Source organism: Nocardia sp. NPDC046473, assembly GCF_040645995.1.
GTDB lineage: Bacteria > Actinomycetota > Actinomycetes > Mycobacteriales > Mycobacteriaceae > Nocardia.
The window spans coordinates 157,485-177,982 of record NZ_JBEYZJ010000003.1 but is presented as its reverse complement, the minus strand read 5'-3'; the positions used below and the strand labels follow the sequence as shown (position 1 = coordinate 177,982).

The following is a 20,498-nucleotide window of genomic DNA, read 5'->3' as shown; positions in this document are numbered from 1 at the left end:
GCCGGGCATTGAGCCGCCCACGCCACCATGGCGCCGCCCTCACGAGCGCCGGGGCCCACCACCCCGCGAAGAGGAGTAGATGACCGTCACCATCGCCCTGTTCACCCGTGACCTGCGGGTGCACGACAACCCCGTGCTCACCGCCGCACATCGCGAAGGCGCCGCGGTGGTACCGCTTTTCGTCGTCGACGACACGATCGCGGCCGGTCGTTTCGCCGCACCGAACCGCGCGCGTTTCCTCGCCGCGGCGCTGGGCGAACTCGACGCCGAGCTACGGGCCATCGGCGGGCGATTGGTGGTGCGGCGCGGGGATGTCGTTGCGGAAGTGGCGCGCGTGGCTGCGCAGGTGCATGCCGACAGTGTGCACATCGCCGCCGATGTGAGCGGGTACAGCCGTAAGCGCGAAACGGCGCTGCGGGAAGAACTGGCGCAGCGCGATTGTCTGCTGCACACCCATGCCGCCTCGATCACCGCCGCCGATCCCGAGGTGCTCATGCCGTCCACCGGGCGGGACCATTTCGCCGTCTTCACGCCGTACTTCCGGCGATGGGCCGAAACACATCAGCGCAGGCCGTTCGGGAAACCCCGCGAGCTCACCATGCCGCCGGTAGACAGCGATCCGCTGCCGGAAGCCGAGGAACTCTGCGCGGGCACGACCTCGCCGCAGCTCGCGGTCGGTGGCGAGACGACCGGACGAAAGATACTGCGGGACTGGCTGTCCGGTCCGATCGAGGGATACGAAGACAGCAACGACGACCTCGCCGCCGACGCCACCTCCCACCTGTCGCCGTATCTGCACTTCGGTTGCGTATCACCGGTGGAGCTGGTGCACCGGGTCGACATGTCGACACCCGGCGGCGAAGCCTTCGCCAGGCAGCTGGCGTGGCGCGACTTCCACCACCAACTGCTCGCCGCTCGCCCGGACGCCGCATGGTCGGACTATCGGCCCCGGTCGATCAGCTGGCGCGAAGATCCGCAAGCCGTCGCGGCCTGGCAGGACGGCCGGACCGGATACCCGGTCATCGACGCGGCCATGCGGCAATTGCAGGCCGAAGGCTGGATGCCGGGGCGCGCCAGGCTGATTGCCGCCAGCTTCCTGGCCAAATCGCTGCGGGTGGACTGGCGGATCGGCGCCGAACACTTCCTGCACTGGCTGGTCGACGCGGATCTGGCGAACAATCAACTCAACTGGCAGTGGGTGGCCGGCACCGGCACCGATACCAGGCCGAATCGGGTGCTCAACCCGCTGCGCCAAGCCAAGCGCTACGACCCGGACGGCGATTACGTGCGTCGCTGGCTGCCCGAGCTGGCGCATATTTCCGGCGCGGCGGTGCACACGCCGTGGCGCGAAAACATCGATCCCGCCACCTACCCCGCGCCGATCATCGAATGCGTCGGTATGTAGCGCACCGATATTGCCCCAGATGTCGCAATGCCCTTCCTAATCCCGAGCGCCAGGTCTTGAATCGATGCATCGAGGCTTTGCCTTGCCCGAGGAAAGGGGCCTGTGATGATGGGCACCGTAGACATTGTGATCACCATCGGTCGCGTATTGGACACCCTGCAGAAAGCACTGTCGCTACTCGTCCTCGGCGGCTGACGACACCGCCGCAGCCGGGTGCCAGACTGATCCGATGGCAACCGTCGTCGCTTTCCATGCGCACCCGGATGACGAAACTCTCCTGACCGGAGGCACCTTGGCCGCCGCTGCGGCGGCCGGGCACCGGACGGTGATCGTCGTGGCCACCGACGGGCACATGGCCGCGCTTGACGGGCAAAAAGCCTTGCGGTTAAAGGAATTAGCGGCGAGTGCGGCCGCGCTCGGCGTCGCCAGGGTGGTGCACCTCGGCTACGCCGACAGCGGTCACGGTGCCGTGCTGTTCGCGGACCCGCCGGATCGCATCCGCTTCCTGCGCGCCGACGTGAACGAGGCCGCCGAGCGACTCGCCGCGATCCTCCGCGAGGAGAACGCCCAGATCCTGCTGAGCTATGACCGCAACGGCGGCTACGGGCACCGCGACCACGTGCGGGTACACGAGGTCGGTACCCGCGCCGCCGAGTTGGCCGGTGTGCCGCGGGTGCTGGATGCGACGATGCCTCGCGAAAACGTGGCTCACGTAGTGCGTTTCCTCCGATCGCTGCGGGTCCGGGTCGGCCCTTCCGTCTTGGGCTCGCTCTACAGCGCGGGTTCCGAGATCACCCACCGCATCGATGTGAGCAGCTACGCGGCCCAGCGCAAAGCCGCTGTCGCCGCGCATCGTTCGATCATCGAGGGATCGGGCTCCTTCGCCGCGATCGCCAAAGTCATACTGCGGCTGCCGACTCCGATCCTGGGCCGGGTGATGCACTGGGAGTGGTTCATCGAGGAGGGGGCCGAGCCGGTAGACCAGCCGCTCGACGACATCTTCGAGCCCGCCTGACTCGGTCAGGCGATCACGTCGACAGCCTGACAGCGTGGCAGCGTGACCGTGAAGACGGCCCCTTCACCGGGTTCGCTGTGCACCGTAACCCGGCCGCCGTGTGCCGCGACCAGCGCGTGCACGATCGAGAGACCGAGCCCGCTGCCACCGCTCGCCCTGGTCCGGGAGGTGTCCGTGCGGTAGAACCGCTCGAAGACGCGGGCTGCGGCATCGGGCGACAATCCGGGTCCGGAGTCGATCACGTCGATGCGGACCTCGTCGCGAAAGGGGGTGAGCCGCACCATGACGGCGGCCTCGGGCGGAGTGTGCGCGAGGGCATTGCCGAGCAGATTGGCGAGTACTTGGCGCAGTCGCGGCCCGTCGCCGATCACGTCCATCGTGCCCTCGCCGGCGTCCACCACGACACCGATGCGCCGCTCGAGCGAACTGGGCGTTGGCTTCTGGCGGGCGGCTATCGCTTGGGCGTTGTGCACGGCGTCACCCGCCAACGCGAGCAGATCCACCGGTTTGCGCTCCAGCGGCCGCTTTTCGTCCAATCGCGCCAGCAGCAGCAGATCCTCGACGAGCAACCCCATCCGCTCGGCCTCGGACTCGATGCGCCCGACCACCATCGTGGCGTCGGTAGTCGCGCCCTGCCGGAACAGCTCGGCGAAACCGCGGATAGTGGTCAGCGGCGTCCGCAGCTCGTGGCTGGCGTCGGCGACGAACTGGCGCATCTTGGCCTCGGAACGGCGGGCCGCCTCCTCCGAGGCTTCGGTTGCCGCGACACCGTATTGGATCTGGGCGAGCATCTCGTTCAACGAGCGGGCCAGATGATCGACCTCGGTGTCCACGCCGCGCACCGGGACCCGGCGGTGCAGGTCGCCGCCCGCGATGGCCGCCGCGGTGTCCTCGACTTCGCGCAGCGGTCGCAGGCTGCGCTGGATCACCAGGTAGCCCACCACACCCAGCGCGACCAAGGCGATGGTGCCGGTGGCGAGCTCGAAGAAGATCAAGCGGGACACCGTCTCTTGATTGTCGCTCAGCGGCAATCCGATGGTGGTCGAGCCGAATTGGTTCGACGCGGTCAGCACGCGCCAGTGCACCGACGAGTCGTCGGCGGAGCCGACCGTCGTCGGACTGTCGCCGACCTGTCCGCTGAGATCCGGTACGCCCGAGGCATTTCCGCCGCCGGGCACCTCGAAGAACACCTGACCGCTCGCGCTCTTGTGCAGCTCGAAGAACCGGCGGGGCTGCTCGGCCACCGATCGGGGCTGTGGCGACGGGCCAGGGGAGTCGGCCGGAACCCATTGTACGGAGCCGTCATTCGTCCGTACCTGCTTCATCGGCCGGGGCTGCGCCCAGCTGCGGGACGCGTCGTAGAGCTGCTCGTCGGTGCGTTGGGTCAACGACTGGCTCAACGCCGACGTCACCGCCGCGCCCGAGGCGATCAGCGCCACCGCCGTCAGCAGGAGCAACGCGATCACCAGCCCGATCCGCAGCGGCACCGACGCCACGCGCCGCGACAGCTGTGCGCGCGCGTTCATGCCGGGCTCGGCTGTGCTGCTCGCGGCAGGTGACCAACGCCGATCCCGATTCGCGCGAGAGGTGTGCCGATCATGACCACATGATTACGTCGCTACCGCTGTCCGAGCTGCGAGCGAGCTGGGTATCTGCTGTGAGGAACCGACCAGGGGCGCCCGCACCGCGCCGTTGCGCTACGGACACCCGGGCCGGTTGGTTCCGTGCCGATCAGCGGTGATACGGCGTAAAGACCTAGTACCCATTCGGTAGGCGGATCACCCCACGAATTTCGGCCCATCTTCGGCGAGTTCGATCGCGCGCGTGATTTTGCTGAATCCGGCCGGGTAGCGCACGGGGCCTGGATACCGTGAACGGCGTTGGCCGATCCGATAGTGGTGGGGAGTGGCGATGGCGATCATCGATGCGTGGGCGCAGCATCCGACGATGCGAATGATCCAGCACGATATGTTCGATTCGCTGCGGCGGTGGGGTGCGCCGCTGCCGACCGAGCAGCCGCCGGTGGCCGCCACGCTGGCCGCGATGGAAGCGGGCGGCGTCGACCTCGCGTTGATCAGTGCCTGGTACGGGCCCGAAGGGGTGTTGATCTCCAATGACGAGGTCGCCGCGTTCGTCGCGGAATCCGACGGCAGGCTGGTCGGTGTCGCCTCGGTGGATCTGCGTAAGCCGGTCGCCGCAGTCCACGAGTTACGCCGTGCGGTAACGGAATTGGGGATGAAGGCGCTGCGCATCGTGCCATGGTTGTGGGGGCTGGCGCCGAATGATCGCCGCTACTATCCGCTCTACGCCGAATGCGTCGAGCTGGGCATTCCCTTCTGCACCCAGGTCGGTCACACCGGTCCGCTGCGCAGCTCGGAGACCGGGCGGCCGATTCCCTACCTCGACGACGTCGCCCTGGACTTTCCCGAACTGACCATCGTCGGCGGCCACATCGGCTACCCGTGGACCACCGAAATGATCGCGGTCGCAACCAAATACCCGAACGTCTACATCGACACCTCGGCCTACACCGTGCGCCGCTACCCACCCGAGCTGGTGGCGTATCTGAAGAAGCACGGCCGCGAAAAGGTCCTGTTCGGCACCAACTTCCCGATGATAATGCCGGACCATGCCCTCGCCGGACTCGATGATCTGGAGCTGGACAACGAAGTTCGCGAGTTGTTCCTGTCCGGCAACGCCCGCCGCGTCTTCCGCCTCGACGCCGGGTGATCAGGGATGCTGGATCGGGGTCTTGCTGCGGTGACCGGTATCCGGATCCACCACGGACAACTCGAGTTGGCCCTCCTCACCGGCTATATACGGCTCGAACCGGCTGAAGTGAAAGTTTCCGTGCGCGTCGGTGTCGGCCTGCCCCCAACTCCGCGTGGTCGGTAGCCGGGACCAGCCCGCCACATAGATGTGCACGGTCGCATCATGCGCCCACCCGGCGCCTTCGACGTTGTAGGTGACGCCGGTCGGCAAAACCGTCGCGTGCACCTCGACGGAGAACCGTCCCTCCGGCCGAACCTGTTCCGCGACAACGATTACGGGGAAGGCAACGGCCGACGAACCCGCTGCCACCGTGCCGAAGGCCACCAATACCAGCAGCGCCGCGAGTCGAATCCGTGTCATCGAGCAGCCTCCTCGAGCAGTGGCGGGACGCGCCGCCAGGTCAACGCGCATCAAGCTCACCGACATGTGTCCGTCTACACCGTAGATAAGCAGCCCGCACGGCGAAACTCCAAGCGATCCGCAAACCCGCTCACACGGCTTCGTCCTAGCCGCTACCTACAGCGTCCTGCACTGATCAGTCCCCGTCGACAGGGCGTCGGCCTATTTCCGGCAGCCACGTCCTGCCGGGGCGATTCCAGCTGTGGGCCTTGATCATTCGGCGGGCCGCCCGCTGATTCCGCCCGATCAGGCGCTCGAGATAGAGGCGCCCCGCGAGGTGGTCCGTCTCGTGCTGGAGACAGCGCGCCAGGTATCCGGTGGCCTCGATGGCGACCGGCCGGCCGGTCACGTCCACTCCGGTGACCCTCGACCAGTGCGCACGCCCGGTGGGATACCACTCGCCCGGCACCGATAGGCAGCCCTCGAGATCGTCCTCGGGGTCGGGCATGGTTTGCGGAATCTCGGAGGTATCGAGGATCGGATTGACGACGCAGCCGCGGTGCCGAACCCCGTTGTCCACCAGGTCGTAGATGAATACCGCCCGGTCATCGCCGATTTGATTCGCGGCCAAGCCCGCCCCGTTGGCGGCGGTATTGGTTTCGTAGAGATCGTCGACGAAGGCCGCTAGTTCGTCGTCGAAGGTGGCGACAGGCGTTGCGGGAATGGTCAATCGAGGGTCGCCCGCGATCAGTATTGGTCGAACAGCCATGCAAACAGAGTACTCAAATACGAGTAGTCGTGACAGACTATGGGCGTGAACGAGACTCGGTTGTTCGTGCTTGCCGCCCTGGCCAAAAGGGGCCCGATGCATGGTCATCAGCTGCGCCGGGACGCGCGCTTGGATCGCGCCGAACTGTGGTCTCGCGTCAAACCCGGCTCGCTGTACGGCGCCCTGCATCGCATGGAGGACGAGAACCTGATCCGCCCGCTGCGAACCGAGCAGCAAGGCGGACTGCCTGCCCGCACCGTCTACGAGATCACCGACGAGGGCCGCCGCGAACTCCGCGTGCTGCGGGAGGAGGCCTTCACGGACGTCGAAATCCGTCCGGACGTAGTCGATCTCGCCTTGGCGGTCAGCGCGGACCTCGATCGAGAACTACTCCGCGGCTACCTCGAGGACCGCATCGCCGCCCTCCATGCCCGAAGCTCCCGCATCGAACACCAGCTCGACCGCCGCTGGCCGGACCAGAACCTGGTCGACGACCTGATCGTCGACCACGCCCGAATACGCATCCAATCCGAGATCGACTGGCACGAAAAGGTTCTCGCCAACATCGACAAGCTCGAATCCACACGCTGACTGGAACCTGAGGTCCACCATGATGGGTGGGTGGCTGAATTCTTGGTGCTGGTCAATGGGTTGCCGGGGGCGGGGAAGTCGACGTTAGGGCGGCCGTTGGCGGTGGCGTTGGGTGCGACGTTCTTGTCGAAGGATGTGGTCAAGGAGGCGTTGGCGGATTGTGTCGATGATGATGCCGTGATTCCCGCGTTGGGTGGCATTGCGATGGATGCGGTGTGGGCGTTGGCCGGGGCGACTTCGGGGACGGTTGTTGTCGACTCTTGGTGGTTCAGGCCGCGGGATCTGGGGTTCGCCAGGGCTGGAATCGAGAAGGCAAGGGCCGACCGCGTTGTGGAGGTTTGGTGTGACGTTCCCGCCGAGGTAGCGAGGGCCCGCTATGCGAGTCGGCGGCGGGCGGCGGTGTACTGCGATGAGCAGCGTCTTGCCGAGGACTGGGACAAGTGGACCGGGCAGGCGGTGCCGCTTGGGCTTGCGCCCATCGTTCGGGTTGATACGACCCGGCCGGTTGATCCTGCTGATCTGGCCGCGCGAATCGAGCGTCTGGTGTGATCGCGCGGCCGGGTCGCGCGCCTCGATGTTGAGTTGTGTTGTGGGGCGGATTGATTCGCGGTCAGTGGCGGCGGATGCGGAGGACGTTGTCCTTGCGGACGCCGGGCTGGCCCTCGGGGCCGGTGAGCTCGCGTTCGGCCAGGCCGTTCACTTCGACTGTCCATTCGTTGGGGTCGAGGTGCAGTCCGGCGATGACCTCGGTGGTGGTGGGGAAGTGGACGTCGTGGGGTGGGTTTTCTACCCAGGACGGCCATTCGGCGTGGCCGACGATCAGGAGTTGACCGCCGGGGGAGACGGCTTCGGCCGCGCGGCGGAGGATCTTTTCGCGCTCATCGGCTTGGGCGACGGGGGAGTGCAGATACTGGGCGGTGACGAGGTCGAATCGGCCGGCGGGGAAGGTGTTCGCGAGATCGTGGCGCTGCCAGTCGATGTCGGTGATGCCCTGTTCGGCGGCGCGGGCGCGGGCCCGGGTCAGTGCGGTTTCCGAGACGTCGACGGCGGTGACTTGCCAGCCGCGCTCGGCCAGCCAGATCGCGTCGGCACCCTCGGCGCAGCCCAGATCGAGTGCGGAACCGGCTGCGGCCGACGAGATTTCGCGGACCAGCAGGAAGTTGGGTGAGCCGGACCAGACTTGTTCCCGCTCCTGGTAGAAGTTCTCCCAGAACTCAACCGTGTTGCCGTCAGTGTTGTGGGTGTGTGTCTCGGTCATGGACACCACGATCCCTGTCGCGGAGCCATAACGGCAAAGTTCTTTGCTGCTTTGGCAACAACTATTCGTCGGTGGGTTCGGTCTCTGCGGATTTCTCCAGTGAGGGCCCGGCTTTCTCCTGCGTTAGTGCGCGGTCCTCCACGAGCATGGCCGACCGATGCCCGGAGCCCCAGCCCGCGTGCGCCTCGGTCCGCATCCGCTCGACCATGTGCGGATAGTGCAGCTCGAACGCCGGACGCTCGGATCGAATCCGCGGCAGCTCGTAGAAGTTGTGCCGCGGCGGCGGGCAGGTGGTCGCCCACTCCAGGGAGTTGCCGTAGCCCCACGGGTCGTCCACCGTGACGACCTCGCCGTACCGGAAGCTCTTGAAGACATTCCAGATGAACGGCAACATCGAGGCGCCCAGGATGAAAGCGCCGATCGTGGAGATGGTGTTCAACGTGGTGAAGCCATCGCTCGGCAGATAGTCGGCATAGCGCCGCGGCATCCCCTCGGCGCCGACCCAATGCTGCACCAGGAAGGTCGTGTGGAATCCCACGAACGTGGTCCAGAAGTGCCACTTACCCAGCCGCTCGTCCATCATCCGGCCGGTCATCTTCGGGAACCAGAAGTAGATACCCGCGAACGTCGCGAACACGATGGTCCCGAACAGCACGTAATGGAAGTGCGCCACCACGAAATACGAGTCGGTGACGTGGAAGTCCAGCGGCGGACTGGCCAGGATCACACCGGACAGCCCACCGAACAGGAACGTTGTCAGGAAGCCAAGGGAGAACAGCATCGGCGTCTCGAACGTCAACTGCCCGCGCCACATGGTGAAGATCCAGTTGAAGAACTTCACCCCCGTCGGCACCGCGATCAGGAACGTCATCAGCGAAAAGAACGGCAGCAGAACGGATCCCGTCGCATACATGTGATGCGCCCACACCGCCACCGACAGTGCGCCGATCGAGATCGTCGCATACACCAGCGCGCTGTAACCGAACAGCGGCTTACGCGAGAACACCGGGAAGATCTCGGTCACGATGCCGAAGAACGGCAACGCCACGATGTACACCTCGGGATGCCCGAAGAACCAGAACAGATGCTGCCAGAGCAGCACACCGCCGTTGGCCGTGTCGTAGATGTGCGCGCCGAGATGCCGGTCGATCGCCAGCGCGAACAGTGCCGCGGTGAGGATCGGAAAGGCAAGCAACACAAGGATGCTGGTGACCAGGATGTTCCAGGTGAAGATCGGCATCCGGAACATGATCATGCCGGGGGCGCGCAGGCAGATGATCGTGGTGATCATATTGACGGCGCCGAGAATGGTGCCGACGCCGGCCACGATCAGCCCCATGATCCACAGATCACCGCCCGCACCCGGCGCATGCTCGAAATTGCTCAGCGGGGTGTAGGCGGTCCAGCCGAAGTCCGCCGCACCACCCGGGGTGATGAAGCCCGCGGTGGCGATGATGGCGCCGAACAGGTACAGCCAGTAGCTGAACGCGTTGAGCCGAGGGAACGCGACGTCCGGCGCCCCGATCTGCAAGGGCAGCACGGCATTTGCGAAGCCGAACACGATCGGTGTCGCGTAGAACAGCAGCATGATCGTGCCGTGCATGGTGAACAGTTGATTGAACTGTTCCGTCGACAGGAACTGCATCCCCGGCCGGGCCAGCTCACCGCGCATCAGCAGGGCCATCAGCCCGCCGATGAAGAAGAAGCTCATCGCCGTGACCAGATACATGATCCCGAGCACCTTCGGATCGGTGGTCGTGATCATTTTCCAGAGGTAGGAACCCTTCGGCCCCCGCCGTCGCGGATATGGTCGAACCGCCTGAAGTTGTTCGGTCTGCGTCACACTCACAGCCGTCGCCACCTTCCGAACCGCCGGGCAACTCGAGGCCGGCGCGACCGGCCTGTATCAACCAAACCATGTGACCGCTGTCTCACGCCACCCCTAGATCAGCTTTGCCGAAGGTTTGCCGCGGCGGCGCGAATAAGCTTCTCCAACTGGTCTTCTGCGGGTCGGGAACCGCTGTGTGGTCCGCTCGGAGTGATACGCCCTGGATATCAGGGCTATCTGCGACCGGGGGTTGATGCGCCGCGGTATTCGGGTGCGTACCGTGAGGGCCAACAAACGACAGGCGGGGGCCGAAATGAAAACCTGGGTTCGTTGGGCAACACTGCACGGCATGCCGCGCATGTACTTCAATAAGCGCGCCCGCGACGGTGATCCGCTCTCGGAGATCCTGACGAACTCCCTGGCCGAGAACCCCTACCTGTTCGGCAACCGCATTCGCGAGCAAGGCCGCCTGGTCCGCACCGGGCTCACCTGGGTCACCGCCGACCACGAGGTATGTCGAACGATCCTGCGCGACAAGAATTTCGGTGCCAGCGCGCCGGAGGCGCTGAAGCTGCCCCGGTCGATGCGCAGGCTGGTGCGGGCGACCGACCTGAAGCTGGCCAACCCGGTCGAACCGCCGTCGATGCTGATGGTCGACCCGCCGCAGCACACGAGATATCGCAAACTCGTCGCGCAGGAATTCACCCCACGTGCGGTCGGTCGCCTGCATGATCGCATCGTCGAGGTGACCGATGAACTGCTCGCCGGGCTGGCGTCGCGCCGCGACGCCGACCTGATCGCGGACTTCGCCACACTGCTTCCGGTGGCGATCATCTGCGGAATCCTCGGTGTGCCAAGAGAAGAGCAGGACTACATGCTCGAGCTCGGGCACGCGGGCGCGCCACTGCTCGACATCGGCATCTCGTGGCGCGCGTTCCGCGATGCCATCGCCGCCCTACGGGCGAGCGAGGAATTCATCGAGGAACACATCGCCCGGCTGCGAGTCGATCCCGGCGACGACATCCTCAGCCAACTGGCCGTCAATGGCAGTCTGACCATGCCCGAACTCAAGGCAACCGTCACGCTGCTGGCCGGGGCCGGTTTCGAAACCACGGTGAATCTGCTGGGCAACGGCATGGTGGTGTTGCACGACCATCCGGACCAACTCGCCCTGCTGCGGGCCGAGCCGGACCGGTGGCCCGACGCGATCGAGGAGATCCTGCGATTCGACAGTCCGGTCCAGATGACTTCACGAACTGCGTTGTGCGACATGGAAATAGCTGATCGGAAGATTGCCCGCGGTGACTCGGTCACGCTGCTGCTCGGTGCCGCCAACCGTGACCCCGCCGTCTTCGCCGACCCCGGCGCGTTCGATGTCACCAGGGCCAACGCACGCGAGCACCTGTCGTTCAGCAGTGGCGTGCACGCCTGTCTCGGCGCCAGCCTGGCCAGGATGGAGGGCGCCGTCGCCCTGTCCGCGCTCTACGATCGCTTCCCCGAGCTGCGGCTCACCGGCGCCCCCGAGCGGCGCGATCTCGTCAATCTCCGTGGCTATCAACGGATACCGGCCGCGCCGGGGCTGCCGGCGGCCAGTCGCACCGCCTGAGCCCGCTCAGAACTCGAGCGGGTCCTGGATGAGCATGCCCTCGACGGCGCGCAGGCGGTCGCTCATGGTGGACAGCAGATCGATGGAGTCGTGCGAGAGACCGACCGCGGTATGCACGAGTCGGCGCAGCCGCGGGCTGTCGATCGAGCGGGCCACGGTCGCGTCGTAGTCGGTCGTCGGTGTGCTGTCGAAAGGTCGGGCGAGCTGGTCGAGATCCACGGCGAAGTACTCACAATCGGTCATCTGGCCCCCTGGGACCATTGTGGGCGCGCTGGGCCGCGCGCCTGCGCGATGTGCCGCCGGCGAGTACTGCCTGATGCTGCGACGCACACCGCATACACTTCGTCGCTGCGCCGACCTGGAACGTTTCGTGTGTAGTTCTGGACAATACGAACGTAAACGCCAGCTACACGACATGCCAGCGTGAAACGATGAGTTCGGCGGAACAAGTACCGATCTGGTGAGGGGCCGACGTGGGGCAGCTGGACGGCAAGGTAGCGCTGATCACCGGTGGCGCCCGAGGTCAGGGGCGTGCGCACGCGGTGGCGCTGGCGGTGGCGGGCGCGGACATCGTGGTGTGCGACATCGCCGAACAGGTGGCGAGCGTGCCGTATCCGATGAGTTCGGAGTCGGATCTGGCCGAAACGGCCAAGCTGGTCGAGGAAACCGGACGCCGCTGCGTGGCGCTCAAAGCCGACGTGCGCAGCCAGACGGAGATGAACGCGGTCGCCCAGCGCGCGATCGATGACTTCGGTCACATCGACATCCTGCTCGCCAACGCGGGCATCGCCTCCAACTCCTCGATCGCCGAGATGGCCGACGAGTTGTGGCACGACATGATCGACATCAACCTCAACGGCGTCTTCCACACCTTCCGCGCGGTGGTGCCGCACATGATCGAACGCCGGTGGGGCCGCATCGTGGCCACCGCCTCCATCGTGGCTCGGATGGGCGTGCGCAACGCCGGCCACTATGCGGCGGCGAAGTGGGGTGTGCTCGGGCTGGTCAAGTCGTTGTCGCTGGAGGTGGTGGACTACGGCATCACCGTCAACGCGGTGCTGCCCGGGGGCGTGGACACCGACATGATCCAGAATCCGGCGATGTATCGAATGATGGTGCCGGACAAGGAGAATCCCACCAAGGAGGACGTGATGGCGATGTTCGCCGCCGGTCCGCCGAACTCCGATCTGATCGCACCGGCCGAGGTCGCGGACGCGGTGTTGATGCTGGTGTCCGAGCAAGGGCGGCACTTCAACGGCGAGGCCTTGACGATCTCCGGCGGGCTCAGCGCCAACACCGTCTGAGCGCCGACAAAATGTGACCTGCGTCGCAGTCGTCGCGGCGCCGGAACTTTCCCGGCGCCGGATCCGACCGATCAACGAGGCCCGGTTCCGGGCGAACTTTCGTTCTCGAGGATGGTGGACGGCAACGTGCAGGTGAAACGCTCGACAGTCCACCTCGTCTGGCTGGTCGCGGCGGCCGTTCTGCTCGCCCTCGTCATCGGCTCGGTGGTGGAGGCGGGTGACGCGCCCTACCGAGCCGCCGGCACCGCCTATCCCGGTTTCGCAGATGTGCTCGGCTACGTGCTGCTGCGCGTGGTCGCCGCGCTGGCCGGCGCGACCGCGCTCGGCGCCCTGGTCTACGCGGTGTGCTGTACCGCCGTCACCGGCCGCGGCCGCCTCGACGTCGACGGCTATTCCGGTCTGCGGCTCGCCGAGCGAGCCGGTCTGATGTGGCTGCTGTCGGCGCTGGCGCTGATCCCGGTCACCGCGGCGAATGTCGGTGGGCTGACGGTCTCCGGCCTCTTCCGGATCGGTGCGCTCGGCGCGCTGATCGATGCCAGCGAGAAGCCCAAGGCGTGGATCGTGGTCGCCGTGCTGGCCGGTGTGGTGACGCTGGGCGCCCGAATGCTGTTGTCCTGGAACGGGGCAGCGGTGTTGCTGATGGTGGCCGCCATCGGCGTGCTGCCGCCCGCGATGGTCGGCAATGCGGGGGAGGGGCCGAATCACGACTACGGAACCGGCGCGATGATCATCTTCCAGCTCGCGGTGTCGGTGCTGCCCGGCCTGCTGTGGTGCGTCGCGGACCACCTGCGCCGCAACGGATCACACGCGCGCACCGCGGTCCGCCGCGGCGCGGTGATCGTGCTGCTGTGTCTGGCGGCGGCAACCCTGAGTGGTCTGGTGCTCTGGGTGATCCTGCTGCCGTGGTCTGCTGTGTTGACCACCGGGTACGGGCGACTGGCGCTGGTGGTGGTCGCCGTCGGCGTCGACCTCGGACCGACGATGCGCGCGGTGTCGAAGCACCATGATCCCGGCGCCCGGACCGCGTTCCTGATCGCCTGCAGCGGAGCGCTTTCCGCAGTGGCGATCGCCGCGACGGTGGCCATGGCGGTCCAGCCTGCGCCGGCCTTCGCCGATCGATCGTTCACCGCGCAGGAGGTGTTCCTCGGCTTCGACCTGTTCGATCGACCGAACCTGCTGCGCCTGATCACGGTGTGGCGCTTCGACATCGTGCTCGGCACCGCCGCGCTGGCCGCGATCGTGCTGTACACGCTCGGCGTGCTGCGCTTGTGGCGGCGCGGCGACGAGTGGTCCCGGTGGCGGACCGCCTCGTGGATCGGCGGGTGCGTGGCGCTGCTGATCGCGACCTCCTCGGGCATCGGCACCTACGGCTTCGCGATGTTCAGCATGCACATGATCACGCACATGGCCTTGAACATGTTCGTGCCGGTGCTGCTGGTCCTCGGCGCGCCGGTCACCCTGCTGCTGCGCGCCGTGCCCGCGGCCAAGCGCGGCCAGGTGCACGGTGTGCGCGAATGGGTGCTCGCCCTGTTGCATTCGCGACCGACCGCGGTGATCGCGCACCCCGCGACGGCGCTGTCGTTGTTCGTGATCTCGCTCTACGGACTGTATTTCACGCCGCTGTTCGAGAGCCTGATCCGATACCACTGGGGGCACGTGCTGATGAACGTGCACTTCCTGATCGTCGGCTACCTGTACTACTGGGGCATCATCGGCGTCGACCCGGGCCCGCGCCGCCTGCCACACCTCGGCAGGCTCGGAGTCTTGTTCGCGGTCATGCCTTTTCACGCCTTCTTCGGTGTCGCGGTGATGTCGATGAACACCGTCATCGGTTCCCGCTTCTACACCAACCTGCAGCTCCCGTGGAACATCGACCTACTCGCCGATCAACGCGTCGGCGGCGGCATCGCCTGGGTCTCCGGCGAAATCCCGATCCTGCTCGTAGTCGGCGCACTACTCACTCAGTGGGTGGCCCAAGACCGCCGCACCGCGATACGCACCGACCGCAAGGACGACGCCTACGCCGACTCCGACCTCGCCGCCTACAACGCCATGCTGGAACAACTGGCGCAATCCCGCCGCTGACCCCACCGACCCGGTCGACCGAAGGCGCCCGTCGGTCTGTGTGCGGGGGTGAAGGGCGCCTTCGGTCGGTTAGTGGTGGAAGCGAACTCGGCGTAGGCGCAGGCTGTTCGAGACTACGAAGAACGATGAGAATGCCATGGCCGCGCCGGCGATCAGCGGGTTCAGGAAGCCGAGTGCGGCTATGGGGATGGCGATGACGTTGTAGCCGAAGGCCCACACCAGGTTTCCCTTGATGGTGCGCAGCGTGGCATGGGCCAGTTCGATGGCGTCGGCGACCGCGCCGAGGTCCTCGCGCACCAGGATGACGTCGGCGGCCGCGATCGCGACATCGGTGCCCGCGCCGATCGCCATGCCGAGATCGGCGGTGGCCAGCGCGGCGCCGTCGTTGATGCCGTCGCCGACCATCACCACGCGATGTCCCTGCTCCTGCATGCGGGCGATCAGCTCGACCTTGCCCTCCGGAAGCAGTTCGGCGACAACCTCATCGATGCCGATCTCGTCGGCCACCGACTGCGCCGCGTAGGCGTTGTCGCCGGTGAACATCATGACGCGCAGCCCGAGCCGGTGCAGCCGGGCAATCGCGGCCGACGCGGTCTCCTTGACGGTGTCGGCGACCGCGATCACCGCGACGACAACACCGTCGACGGCGACGAGCACGACGGTGCGTCCGGACCGTTCCTGCTGCCGGACAGCACGATTCAGGTCCTGCGGGATGCCGATGCCCTGATCGTCGAACAGCCGCGACCGGCCGACCAGCACCCGGCGGCCGTCCACCAGGCCGCGCGCGCCCAATCCCGGTAGGGCCTCGAAGGATTCGACCGAGGGCAGTTCGTCGATCGCTTCGCGCGCGTGCCGAGTGATCGCGGCCGCGACCGCGTGCTCGGACGCGGCCTCCACCGCGCCGGACAGCCGCAGCACCTCCGCCGTACTGAACGACTCGTGCTCGATCACCGCGACCACGCTCATCGCGCCGTTGGTGACGGTGCCGGTCTTGTCCAGCACCACGGTGTCCACGTCCCGGGTGGCTTCCAAAGCCTGATGGCCCTTGATGAAGATGCCCAGCTGCGCACCGCGTCCCGAGGCCACCATCAGCGCGGTCGGAATCGCCAGGCCCAGCGCGCACGGGCATGCCACGACCAGTACCGCCAGCGCGGCCGCCGCGGCTCGATCCGCACCGGAGCCGGTCGCCAGCCAGATCACGAACGTCACGGCCGTCACCAGGAAGACGAACGGAACGAACACCGCCGACACCCGATCGGCGATCCGCTGCATCCGCGCCTTGCCGGTCTGCGCCTGCTCGACCAGCCGGATCATCCCGGACAGCTTCGTATCCGCGCCTACCGCAGCGGCTTCCACGATCAACCGCCCGGTGAGCGCGGTGGTGCCGCCGATCACCGCCATACCCGTATGCACGTCGACCGGAATGGATTCACCGGTCATCGCGCTGGCGTCGACACTCGACTCGCCGGACACCACAAGGCCGTCCGTGGCGATGGTCTCGCCGGGTCGCACCACGAAGCGCTGCCCCTCCACGAGTTCACCGATGGGAACCCGCATTTCGCGATCGTCGCGGGTCAGCACGGTGACCTCACGCGCGCCGAGCGCGGCGAGCGCCCGCAATGCGCTGCCCGCCGAACGCTTCGCCTTCGCCTCGAAATACCGTCCCGCCAACACGAATGCGGTGACGCCGGCGGCAACTTCGAGGTAGATCGCATCGCTGGCCCAGATCGCCGCCCACACGCCGTCGGGCGCGGGCCCGGAACGGTTGGGGTGCAAGAACATCGTGTCCAGCGACCACAGCGTCGCGGTGATCACGCCGACCGAGACCAGCGTGTCCATGCTCGCCGCACCGACCTTGGCATTGGCAAAAGCCTTGCGGTGGAACGGCGCCGCCGACCAGACCACCACCGGCAGCGCGAGCACGGTGAGGATCAGCTGCCACCCGGTGATCCGGGTGCTGGGGATGGTGGCGAACATCACCGACAGGTCGGCCAGTGGGAAGAACGCCATCAGTGCGACGACCAGCCTGCGCAGCAGGTCGTTGACCGCCGCGTCCTCGGGCGCCGAGCTGATCGGTTCGGAGCGGTCGGTAATCGGCGACGCCCCGAACCCGGTGGCATCGACCTCGGCACACAACTGCTCGGCGGTGATGTCGCCGACAGCGTCGATCGTCGCGATCCCGGTGGCATAGTTCACCGATGCGGTGATCCCGTCGATCTTGTTGAGCTTGCGTTCCACCCGAGTGGAGCAGGCCGCGCAGCTCATCCCGGTGACGGCCAGGGAGATGCGGTTCGGTTCGGTGCGAGTGATCGAGTCGAGCTCGATGGTCATGACATTCCGTTCAGGCTGCGGGGTCTTGGGTCGAGCGGAGGTGGCGGGTGCGCCTCCCGAGCTGAGCGCCCGGCGGCAGCACCAGGTCGACCGGGACGCGGTCGCGGGTCGGCGGCGAGGTCTCCGGGCGGCGCGTCCGGTGCACGACAACGACCAGCACCAGCGCGACGACCAGCAGTCCGTGCGAGAGGACCCGGGAGATCGGCACCACACCGGAGTACAGATCGGACACCACGAACGCGCTCAACGCCGCGACCAGCACACCGAGCACCGGCAGCACCCCGGCGGCGGCGTGCGGCCGCAGTGCGCAGTAGATGAACCCGACACCGATCGCCAGACTCCACGCGGTGCTCTCGTTGAGCAGGTGACGAGTCATCTCGGCGCCGTGATGGTGACTCATGCCGAAGTCGAGCCCGGCCAACTGGGCCAGGGCCAACGCGCACTGCAGCAGACCGAGCACACCGAGCAGGACACGGGTCAACGCGATGCGCGAGGTCGGCACGGCGGCGCGCAGCCTGGCCAGCGGCGAGGGCTGCGGCCGCTCCAACTCGGCGGCGGCGAAGATCGCATCGGTCAGGTCCGGCGCGTACGCCGAGCCGCTGCGCAATAGTTTCGAGGTCTCCACCGCGGCGACGTACCAGGAGCAGCACTCGGCGCACTGCTCGAGGTGCTCGTCCACCCGGGCGGCGGGCACGGTTTCGCGCTCGCCGTCGATCCGGGCCGACAGCGCCGTCCGGCACACTTTGCACTCCACGTCCAGATTGTCGTCTATTCGGACACCGAAGTTCCCGGCGGTTGATTTTGGTGGCGCCGCTCACGGAAACCAGCGTGGTGACCTGCGTTACCTCGGCCGGGCCGGTCCGTCGACGCCGTGGCCGCGGGTTATTGTCGACACCATGCCGACGCCCGCCGAAGATGACGAGACGACCCGCCTGGCACTGGCGGCGGCGCGTGGCGACCGGCGGGCACTGGAAGGTTTCATCCGGGCCACCCAGAAAGATGTGTGGCGACTGCTCGCCCACCTGACCGAGGTCGGCCGGGCCGACGACCTGACCCAGGAGACCTACCTGCGGGCGCTCGGCAGCATCAAGCGTTTCGAGGGCCGCGCCAGCGCGCGCACCTGGCTGCTGTCCATCGCGCGCCGGGTCGTGGTCGATCAGGTGCGGATGGCGGTGGCGCGGCCGAAGATCGCGCACGGCGTCGACTGGGTCGCGGCCGCCGATCGGCAGGTGCCGCGGCGCGACGGGCTGACCGAGATCGTCGAACTCAACCTGCTGCTGGACGATCTCGCGCCGGAGCGGCGCGAGGCGCTGGTGCTCACCCAGGTGCTCGGGCTGTCCTACGCCGAAGCCGCCTCGGTCTGCGGCTGCCCGGTGGGCACGGTCCGCTCCCGCGTGGCCCGCGGCCGCGAAGATCTAGTCGCCGCAACAAGATTCGGCACCAGGCGCAGCGCCAACGGCTGACGCCGGGCTCACGCAGTGGCGTCCATGCGCTGGGTGCCGATGACCGACAGCAGCTGGAGGGCCTGCTCGGTCGGTGAGCCCGGGGTGGCAGTGTAGATCACGACTCGCTGGTCCCGGTCGGCGATGTCGAGGACATCGCAATTGACGGCGATCGGGCCGACCAGTGGATGCTCGAAGGTCTTGCACAGGGTGGGCTCGGCAGTCACATCGTGGGATGCCCACAGGCGCGCGAACTCCGGGCTTCCGGCGCGCAGCTCGGCCACCAGCTCGTTCACCTCCGGATCGTCGGGGTAACGGGCGGCCGCGGCGCGCAGATCCTGGGCCGCGCTGCGGGCGAACGTGTCCGCGTCCGACACCCCGTACAACCGCCGCCCGTGCAGGCGCGGCCCGAGGAAGGTCCGCCGCACCAGGTTTCGGTCGCGTCGCGACAGGGCGGAGAAGTCCTCCATCAACGCGGCCGCCAGCTCGTTCCAGGCGAGCACCTCCCAGGTAGCCGACGTCACGATCGCGGCGGCCTGCGGCAGCCGGCGCAGCAGGTCGAGGATGCTCTGCCGCACCTCGCGCGACGGCCCGGCGGGTGGGCCGGGCGGTGCCCCGGCGAGGTGGTGCAGATGGTCGCGTTCGGCGTCCGAAAGGCGCAGTGCGCGAGTCAAACCGCTCAGCACTTCGCGCGATGGGCGCGGGCCACGGGCCTGTTCCAGCCGCGTGTAGTACTCGGTCGAGATGAAAGCCAGCTGTGCGACCTCCTCGCGGCGCAGCCCCGGGGTGCGGCGGCGGGGCCCGGCGGGCAGGCCCACGTCGGCCGGGGTGATCCGCTCACGCCTGCTGCGCAGGAAGTCCGCCAGTTCTCGTCTGTCCACACCTTCAGTGTGCTCGGCAGTCGCGGAACGGAGCCAGGTACAGCCGGTACCTGGCTCGGTTCGGCGTTCGGGCCGAGGCTCGGAGCCATGGACAACACACTGACTACGCATGCGGGCCTACTGGCAGACAAGGTCGCCTTCATCACCGGCGCCGGACGCGGTATCGGCGCGGCGGCGGCACGACTGTTCGCTAGGGAGGGTGCCCAGGTGATGCTCGCCGCCCGGACGGAGGCGCAGCTGAAGGCGGTGACCGAGGAGGTCAGGGCGGCGGGCGGCACTGCCGACTATGTGGTGTGCGACCTGGCCGATCCGGATAGCGTGCGCGCTGCCGTCGACCACACCGTCGACCGGTACGGACGGCTCGACGTCGCCTTCAACAACGGGGCGGCATTGGTGCCGTCCGGTCCGATGGATCAGGTGCGGGAGGCCGATTTCGACTATGTCTATGCCGTGAATCTCAAGGGCCCGTGGCTGTCCATGGTCGCCGAGATAGCCGCCATCCGGGCGACCGCGGGCACGGGCGCCATCGTCAACACCTCCAGTGTCGGCAGTCTGATGGGCAATGCGGAGCTGCCCGCTTACGGTGCGATGAAGCGGGCGGTCAACAGCCTCACCGAATCGGCCGCTGTCACTTACGGTCCGGAAGGTATCCGGGTCAATGCGATCGCACCGGGCAGCACGCTGACCGAGATGATCCAGGACTGGGAGGCGGACTCGCCGGGCGTCATCGAGCGTCTCAATGCGCTCACCCCGTTGGGCCGGGTAGCCGATCCAGACGAAATCGCCCAGGCCGCCGCATGGTTGCTCAGCGACCGCTCCTCCTATGTGACCGGCACCGTCCTGCGCGTCGACGGCGGCCTGCGCGCGTGACG

The 20,498-nt window shown here is 67.2% G+C and carries 19 protein-coding genes; 10 read left to right on the top strand and 9 right to left on the bottom strand.

The genetic code is table 11. The features are described 5' to 3' along the window. Positions 1 to 79: 79 nt before the first annotated feature. Both ABZ942_RS10875 and ABZ942_RS10870 read left to right on the top strand, forming a co-directional pair. Positions 80 to 1,405: a deoxyribodipyrimidine photo-lyase gene (locus ABZ942_RS10875; RefSeq protein ID WP_357380604.1), complete on the top strand. Its 1,326-nt coding sequence runs from the start codon at positions 80 to 82 to the stop codon at positions 1,403 to 1,405. Between the two features lie 229 nt (positions 1,406 to 1,634). After that, positions 1,635 to 2,420 carry a PIG-L family deacetylase gene (locus tag ABZ942_RS10870; RefSeq protein ID WP_357380602.1) on the top strand — a complete coding sequence of 262 codons (786 nt, stop codon included), beginning with the start codon at positions 1,635 to 1,637 and terminating at the stop codon, positions 2,418 to 2,420. A gap of 5 nt (positions 2,421 to 2,425) precedes the next feature. Here the strand turns inward: ABZ942_RS10870 and ABZ942_RS10865 are convergent, their stop codons facing one another. After that, a complete protein-coding gene (locus ABZ942_RS10865) occupies positions 2,426 to 3,946 on the bottom strand; it encodes a HAMP domain-containing sensor histidine kinase (RefSeq protein WP_357380600.1) in 1,521 nt (506 codons plus the stop codon). Between the two features lie 385 nt (positions 3,947 to 4,331). On the opposite strand from ABZ942_RS10865, the gene ABZ942_RS10860 reads away from it, so the two are divergent. Next, complete coding sequence (locus ABZ942_RS10860; RefSeq protein WP_357380598.1) at positions 4,332 to 5,150, top strand: amidohydrolase family protein; 819 nt, start codon at positions 4,332 to 4,334, stop codon at positions 5,148 to 5,150. Here the strand turns inward: ABZ942_RS10860 and ABZ942_RS10855 are convergent, their stop codons facing one another. Both ABZ942_RS10855 and ABZ942_RS10850 read right to left on the bottom strand, forming a co-directional pair. Next, positions 5,151 to 5,552 (bottom strand): hypothetical protein, encoded by a 402-nt coding sequence (locus ABZ942_RS10855; RefSeq protein WP_357380597.1) that lies wholly within the window; start codon positions 5,550 to 5,552, stop codon positions 5,151 to 5,153. 175 nt (positions 5,553 to 5,727) lie between these two features. Beyond that, positions 5,728 to 6,300 carry a peptide deformylase gene (locus tag ABZ942_RS10850; RefSeq protein ID WP_357380595.1) on the bottom strand — a complete coding sequence of 191 codons (573 nt, stop codon included), beginning with the start codon at positions 6,298 to 6,300 and terminating at the stop codon, positions 5,728 to 5,730. Between the two features lie 45 nt (positions 6,301 to 6,345). On the opposite strand from ABZ942_RS10850, the gene ABZ942_RS10845 reads away from it, so the two are divergent. Both ABZ942_RS10845 and ABZ942_RS10840 read left to right on the top strand, forming a co-directional pair. Beyond that, on the top strand, positions 6,346 to 6,891 hold the full coding sequence (locus tag ABZ942_RS10845; RefSeq protein WP_357380593.1) for a PadR family transcriptional regulator: 546 nt from the start codon (positions 6,346 to 6,348) through the stop codon (positions 6,889 to 6,891). 30 nt (positions 6,892 to 6,921) lie between these two features. Next, complete coding sequence (locus ABZ942_RS10840; protein WP_357380591.1) at positions 6,922 to 7,440, top strand: AAA family ATPase; 519 nt, start codon at positions 6,922 to 6,924, stop codon at positions 7,438 to 7,440. A 61-nt stretch (positions 7,441 to 7,501) separates the two neighbouring features. Here ABZ942_RS10840 and ABZ942_RS10835 read toward each other — a convergent pair whose 3' ends face one another. After that, positions 7,502 to 8,149 (bottom strand): class I SAM-dependent methyltransferase, encoded by a 648-nt coding sequence (locus tag ABZ942_RS10835; protein WP_357380589.1) that lies wholly within the window; start codon positions 8,147 to 8,149, stop codon positions 7,502 to 7,504. 61 nt (positions 8,150 to 8,210) lie between these two features. Further along, positions 8,211 to 9,914, bottom strand: coding sequence for a cytochrome c oxidase subunit I (gene ctaD / locus ABZ942_RS10830; RefSeq protein WP_357380587.1), 1,704 nt, complete (start codon positions 9,912 to 9,914; stop codon positions 8,211 to 8,213). Positions 9,915 to 10,290: 376 nt separating this feature from the next. Here ctaD and ABZ942_RS10825 point away from each other — a divergent pair, with 376 nt between their 5' ends. Next, the gene (locus ABZ942_RS10825; RefSeq protein ID WP_357380585.1) at positions 10,291 to 11,583 is read left to right on the top strand and encodes a cytochrome P450; all 1,293 of its coding nucleotides are present in this window, start codon (positions 10,291 to 10,293) and stop codon (positions 11,581 to 11,583) included. 6 nt (positions 11,584 to 11,589) lie between these two features. On the opposite strand, the gene ABZ942_RS10820 is transcribed toward ABZ942_RS10825, so the two are convergent. Beyond that, positions 11,590 to 11,826: a hypothetical protein gene (locus ABZ942_RS10820; protein WP_357380583.1), complete on the bottom strand. Its 237-nt coding sequence runs from the start codon at positions 11,824 to 11,826 to the stop codon at positions 11,590 to 11,592. 230 nt (positions 11,827 to 12,056) lie between these two features. Between ABZ942_RS10820 and ABZ942_RS10815 the strand changes: the two genes are divergently transcribed. Both ABZ942_RS10815 and ABZ942_RS10810 read left to right on the top strand, forming a co-directional pair. Continuing rightward, positions 12,057 to 12,887: a mycofactocin-coupled SDR family oxidoreductase gene (locus ABZ942_RS10815; protein WP_357380581.1), complete on the top strand. Its 831-nt coding sequence runs from the start codon at positions 12,057 to 12,059 to the stop codon at positions 12,885 to 12,887. Positions 12,888 to 12,998: 111 nt separating this feature from the next. Then, on the top strand, positions 12,999 to 14,972 hold the full coding sequence (locus tag ABZ942_RS10810; protein WP_357380579.1) for a cytochrome c oxidase assembly protein: 1,974 nt from the start codon (positions 12,999 to 13,001) through the stop codon (positions 14,970 to 14,972). A 69-nt stretch (positions 14,973 to 15,041) separates the two neighbouring features. On the opposite strand, the gene ABZ942_RS10805 is transcribed toward ABZ942_RS10810, so the two are convergent. After that, positions 15,042 to 17,303, bottom strand: coding sequence for a heavy metal translocating P-type ATPase (locus tag ABZ942_RS10805; RefSeq protein ID WP_357380578.1), 2,262 nt, complete (start codon positions 17,301 to 17,303; stop codon positions 15,042 to 15,044). 10 nt (positions 17,304 to 17,313) lie between these two features. Continuing rightward, entirely contained in the window at positions 17,314 to 18,057 is a 744-nt protein-coding gene (locus ABZ942_RS10800) for a zf-HC2 domain-containing protein (protein ID WP_357380576.1), read from the bottom strand. 142 nt (positions 18,058 to 18,199) lie between these two features. On the opposite strand from ABZ942_RS10800, the gene sigC reads away from it, so the two are divergent. Further along, the gene (sigC, locus tag ABZ942_RS10795; protein ID WP_357380574.1) at positions 18,200 to 18,766 is read left to right on the top strand and encodes an RNA polymerase sigma factor SigC; all 567 of its coding nucleotides are present in this window, start codon (positions 18,200 to 18,202) and stop codon (positions 18,764 to 18,766) included. Between the two features lie 8 nt (positions 18,767 to 18,774). On the opposite strand, the gene ABZ942_RS10790 is transcribed toward sigC, so the two are convergent. Then, positions 18,775 to 19,626 carry a helix-turn-helix transcriptional regulator gene (locus ABZ942_RS10790; protein WP_357380572.1) on the bottom strand — a complete coding sequence of 284 codons (852 nt, stop codon included), beginning with the start codon at positions 19,624 to 19,626 and terminating at the stop codon, positions 18,775 to 18,777. Between the two features lie 87 nt (positions 19,627 to 19,713). On the opposite strand from ABZ942_RS10790, the gene ABZ942_RS10785 reads away from it, so the two are divergent. Beyond that, positions 19,714 to 20,496, top strand: coding sequence for a glucose 1-dehydrogenase (locus ABZ942_RS10785; protein WP_357380570.1), 783 nt, complete (start codon positions 19,714 to 19,716; stop codon positions 20,494 to 20,496). Positions 20,497 to 20,498: the final 2 nt, after the last annotated feature.

Excerpts from the sequence above, each read along its gene's own strand:
- ABZ942_RS10875 (WP_357380604.1), top strand. The coding sequence starts at position 80 with ATGACCGTCACCATCGCCCTGTTCACCCGTGACCTGCGGGTGCACGAC.
- ABZ942_RS10870 (WP_357380602.1), top strand. The coding sequence starts at position 1,635 with ATGGCAACCGTCGTCGCTTTCCATGCGCACCCGGATGACGAAACTCTC.
- ABZ942_RS10865 (WP_357380600.1), bottom strand. The coding sequence starts at position 3,946 with ATGAACGCGCGCGCACAGCTGTCGCGGCGCGTGGCGTCGGTGCCGCTG.
- ABZ942_RS10860 (WP_357380598.1), top strand. The coding sequence starts at position 4,332 with ATGGCGATCATCGATGCGTGGGCGCAGCATCCGACGATGCGAATGATC.
- ABZ942_RS10855 (WP_357380597.1), bottom strand. The coding sequence starts at position 5,552 with ATGACACGGATTCGACTCGCGGCGCTGCTGGTATTGGTGGCCTTCGGC.
- ABZ942_RS10850 (WP_357380595.1), bottom strand. The coding sequence starts at position 6,300 with ATGGCTGTTCGACCAATACTGATCGCGGGCGACCCTCGATTGACCATT.
- ABZ942_RS10835 (WP_357380589.1), bottom strand. The coding sequence starts at position 8,149 with ATGACCGAGACACACACCCACAACACTGACGGCAACACGGTTGAGTTC.
- ctaD (WP_357380587.1), bottom strand. The coding sequence starts at position 9,914 with ATGATCACGACCACCGATCCGAAGGTGCTCGGGATCATGTATCTGGTC.
- ABZ942_RS10825 (WP_357380585.1), top strand. The coding sequence starts at position 10,291 with ATGAAAACCTGGGTTCGTTGGGCAACACTGCACGGCATGCCGCGCATG.
- ABZ942_RS10820 (WP_357380583.1), bottom strand. The coding sequence starts at position 11,826 with ATGACCGATTGTGAGTACTTCGCCGTGGATCTCGACCAGCTCGCCCGA.
- ABZ942_RS10810 (WP_357380579.1), top strand. The coding sequence starts at position 12,999 with ATGGTGGACGGCAACGTGCAGGTGAAACGCTCGACAGTCCACCTCGTC.
- ABZ942_RS10805 (WP_357380578.1), bottom strand. The coding sequence starts at position 17,303 with ATGACCATCGAGCTCGACTCGATCACTCGCACCGAACCGAACCGCATC.
- sigC (WP_357380574.1), top strand. The coding sequence starts at position 18,200 with ATGCCGACGCCCGCCGAAGATGACGAGACGACCCGCCTGGCACTGGCG.
- ABZ942_RS10785 (WP_357380570.1), top strand. The coding sequence starts at position 19,714 with ATGGACAACACACTGACTACGCATGCGGGCCTACTGGCAGACAAGGTC.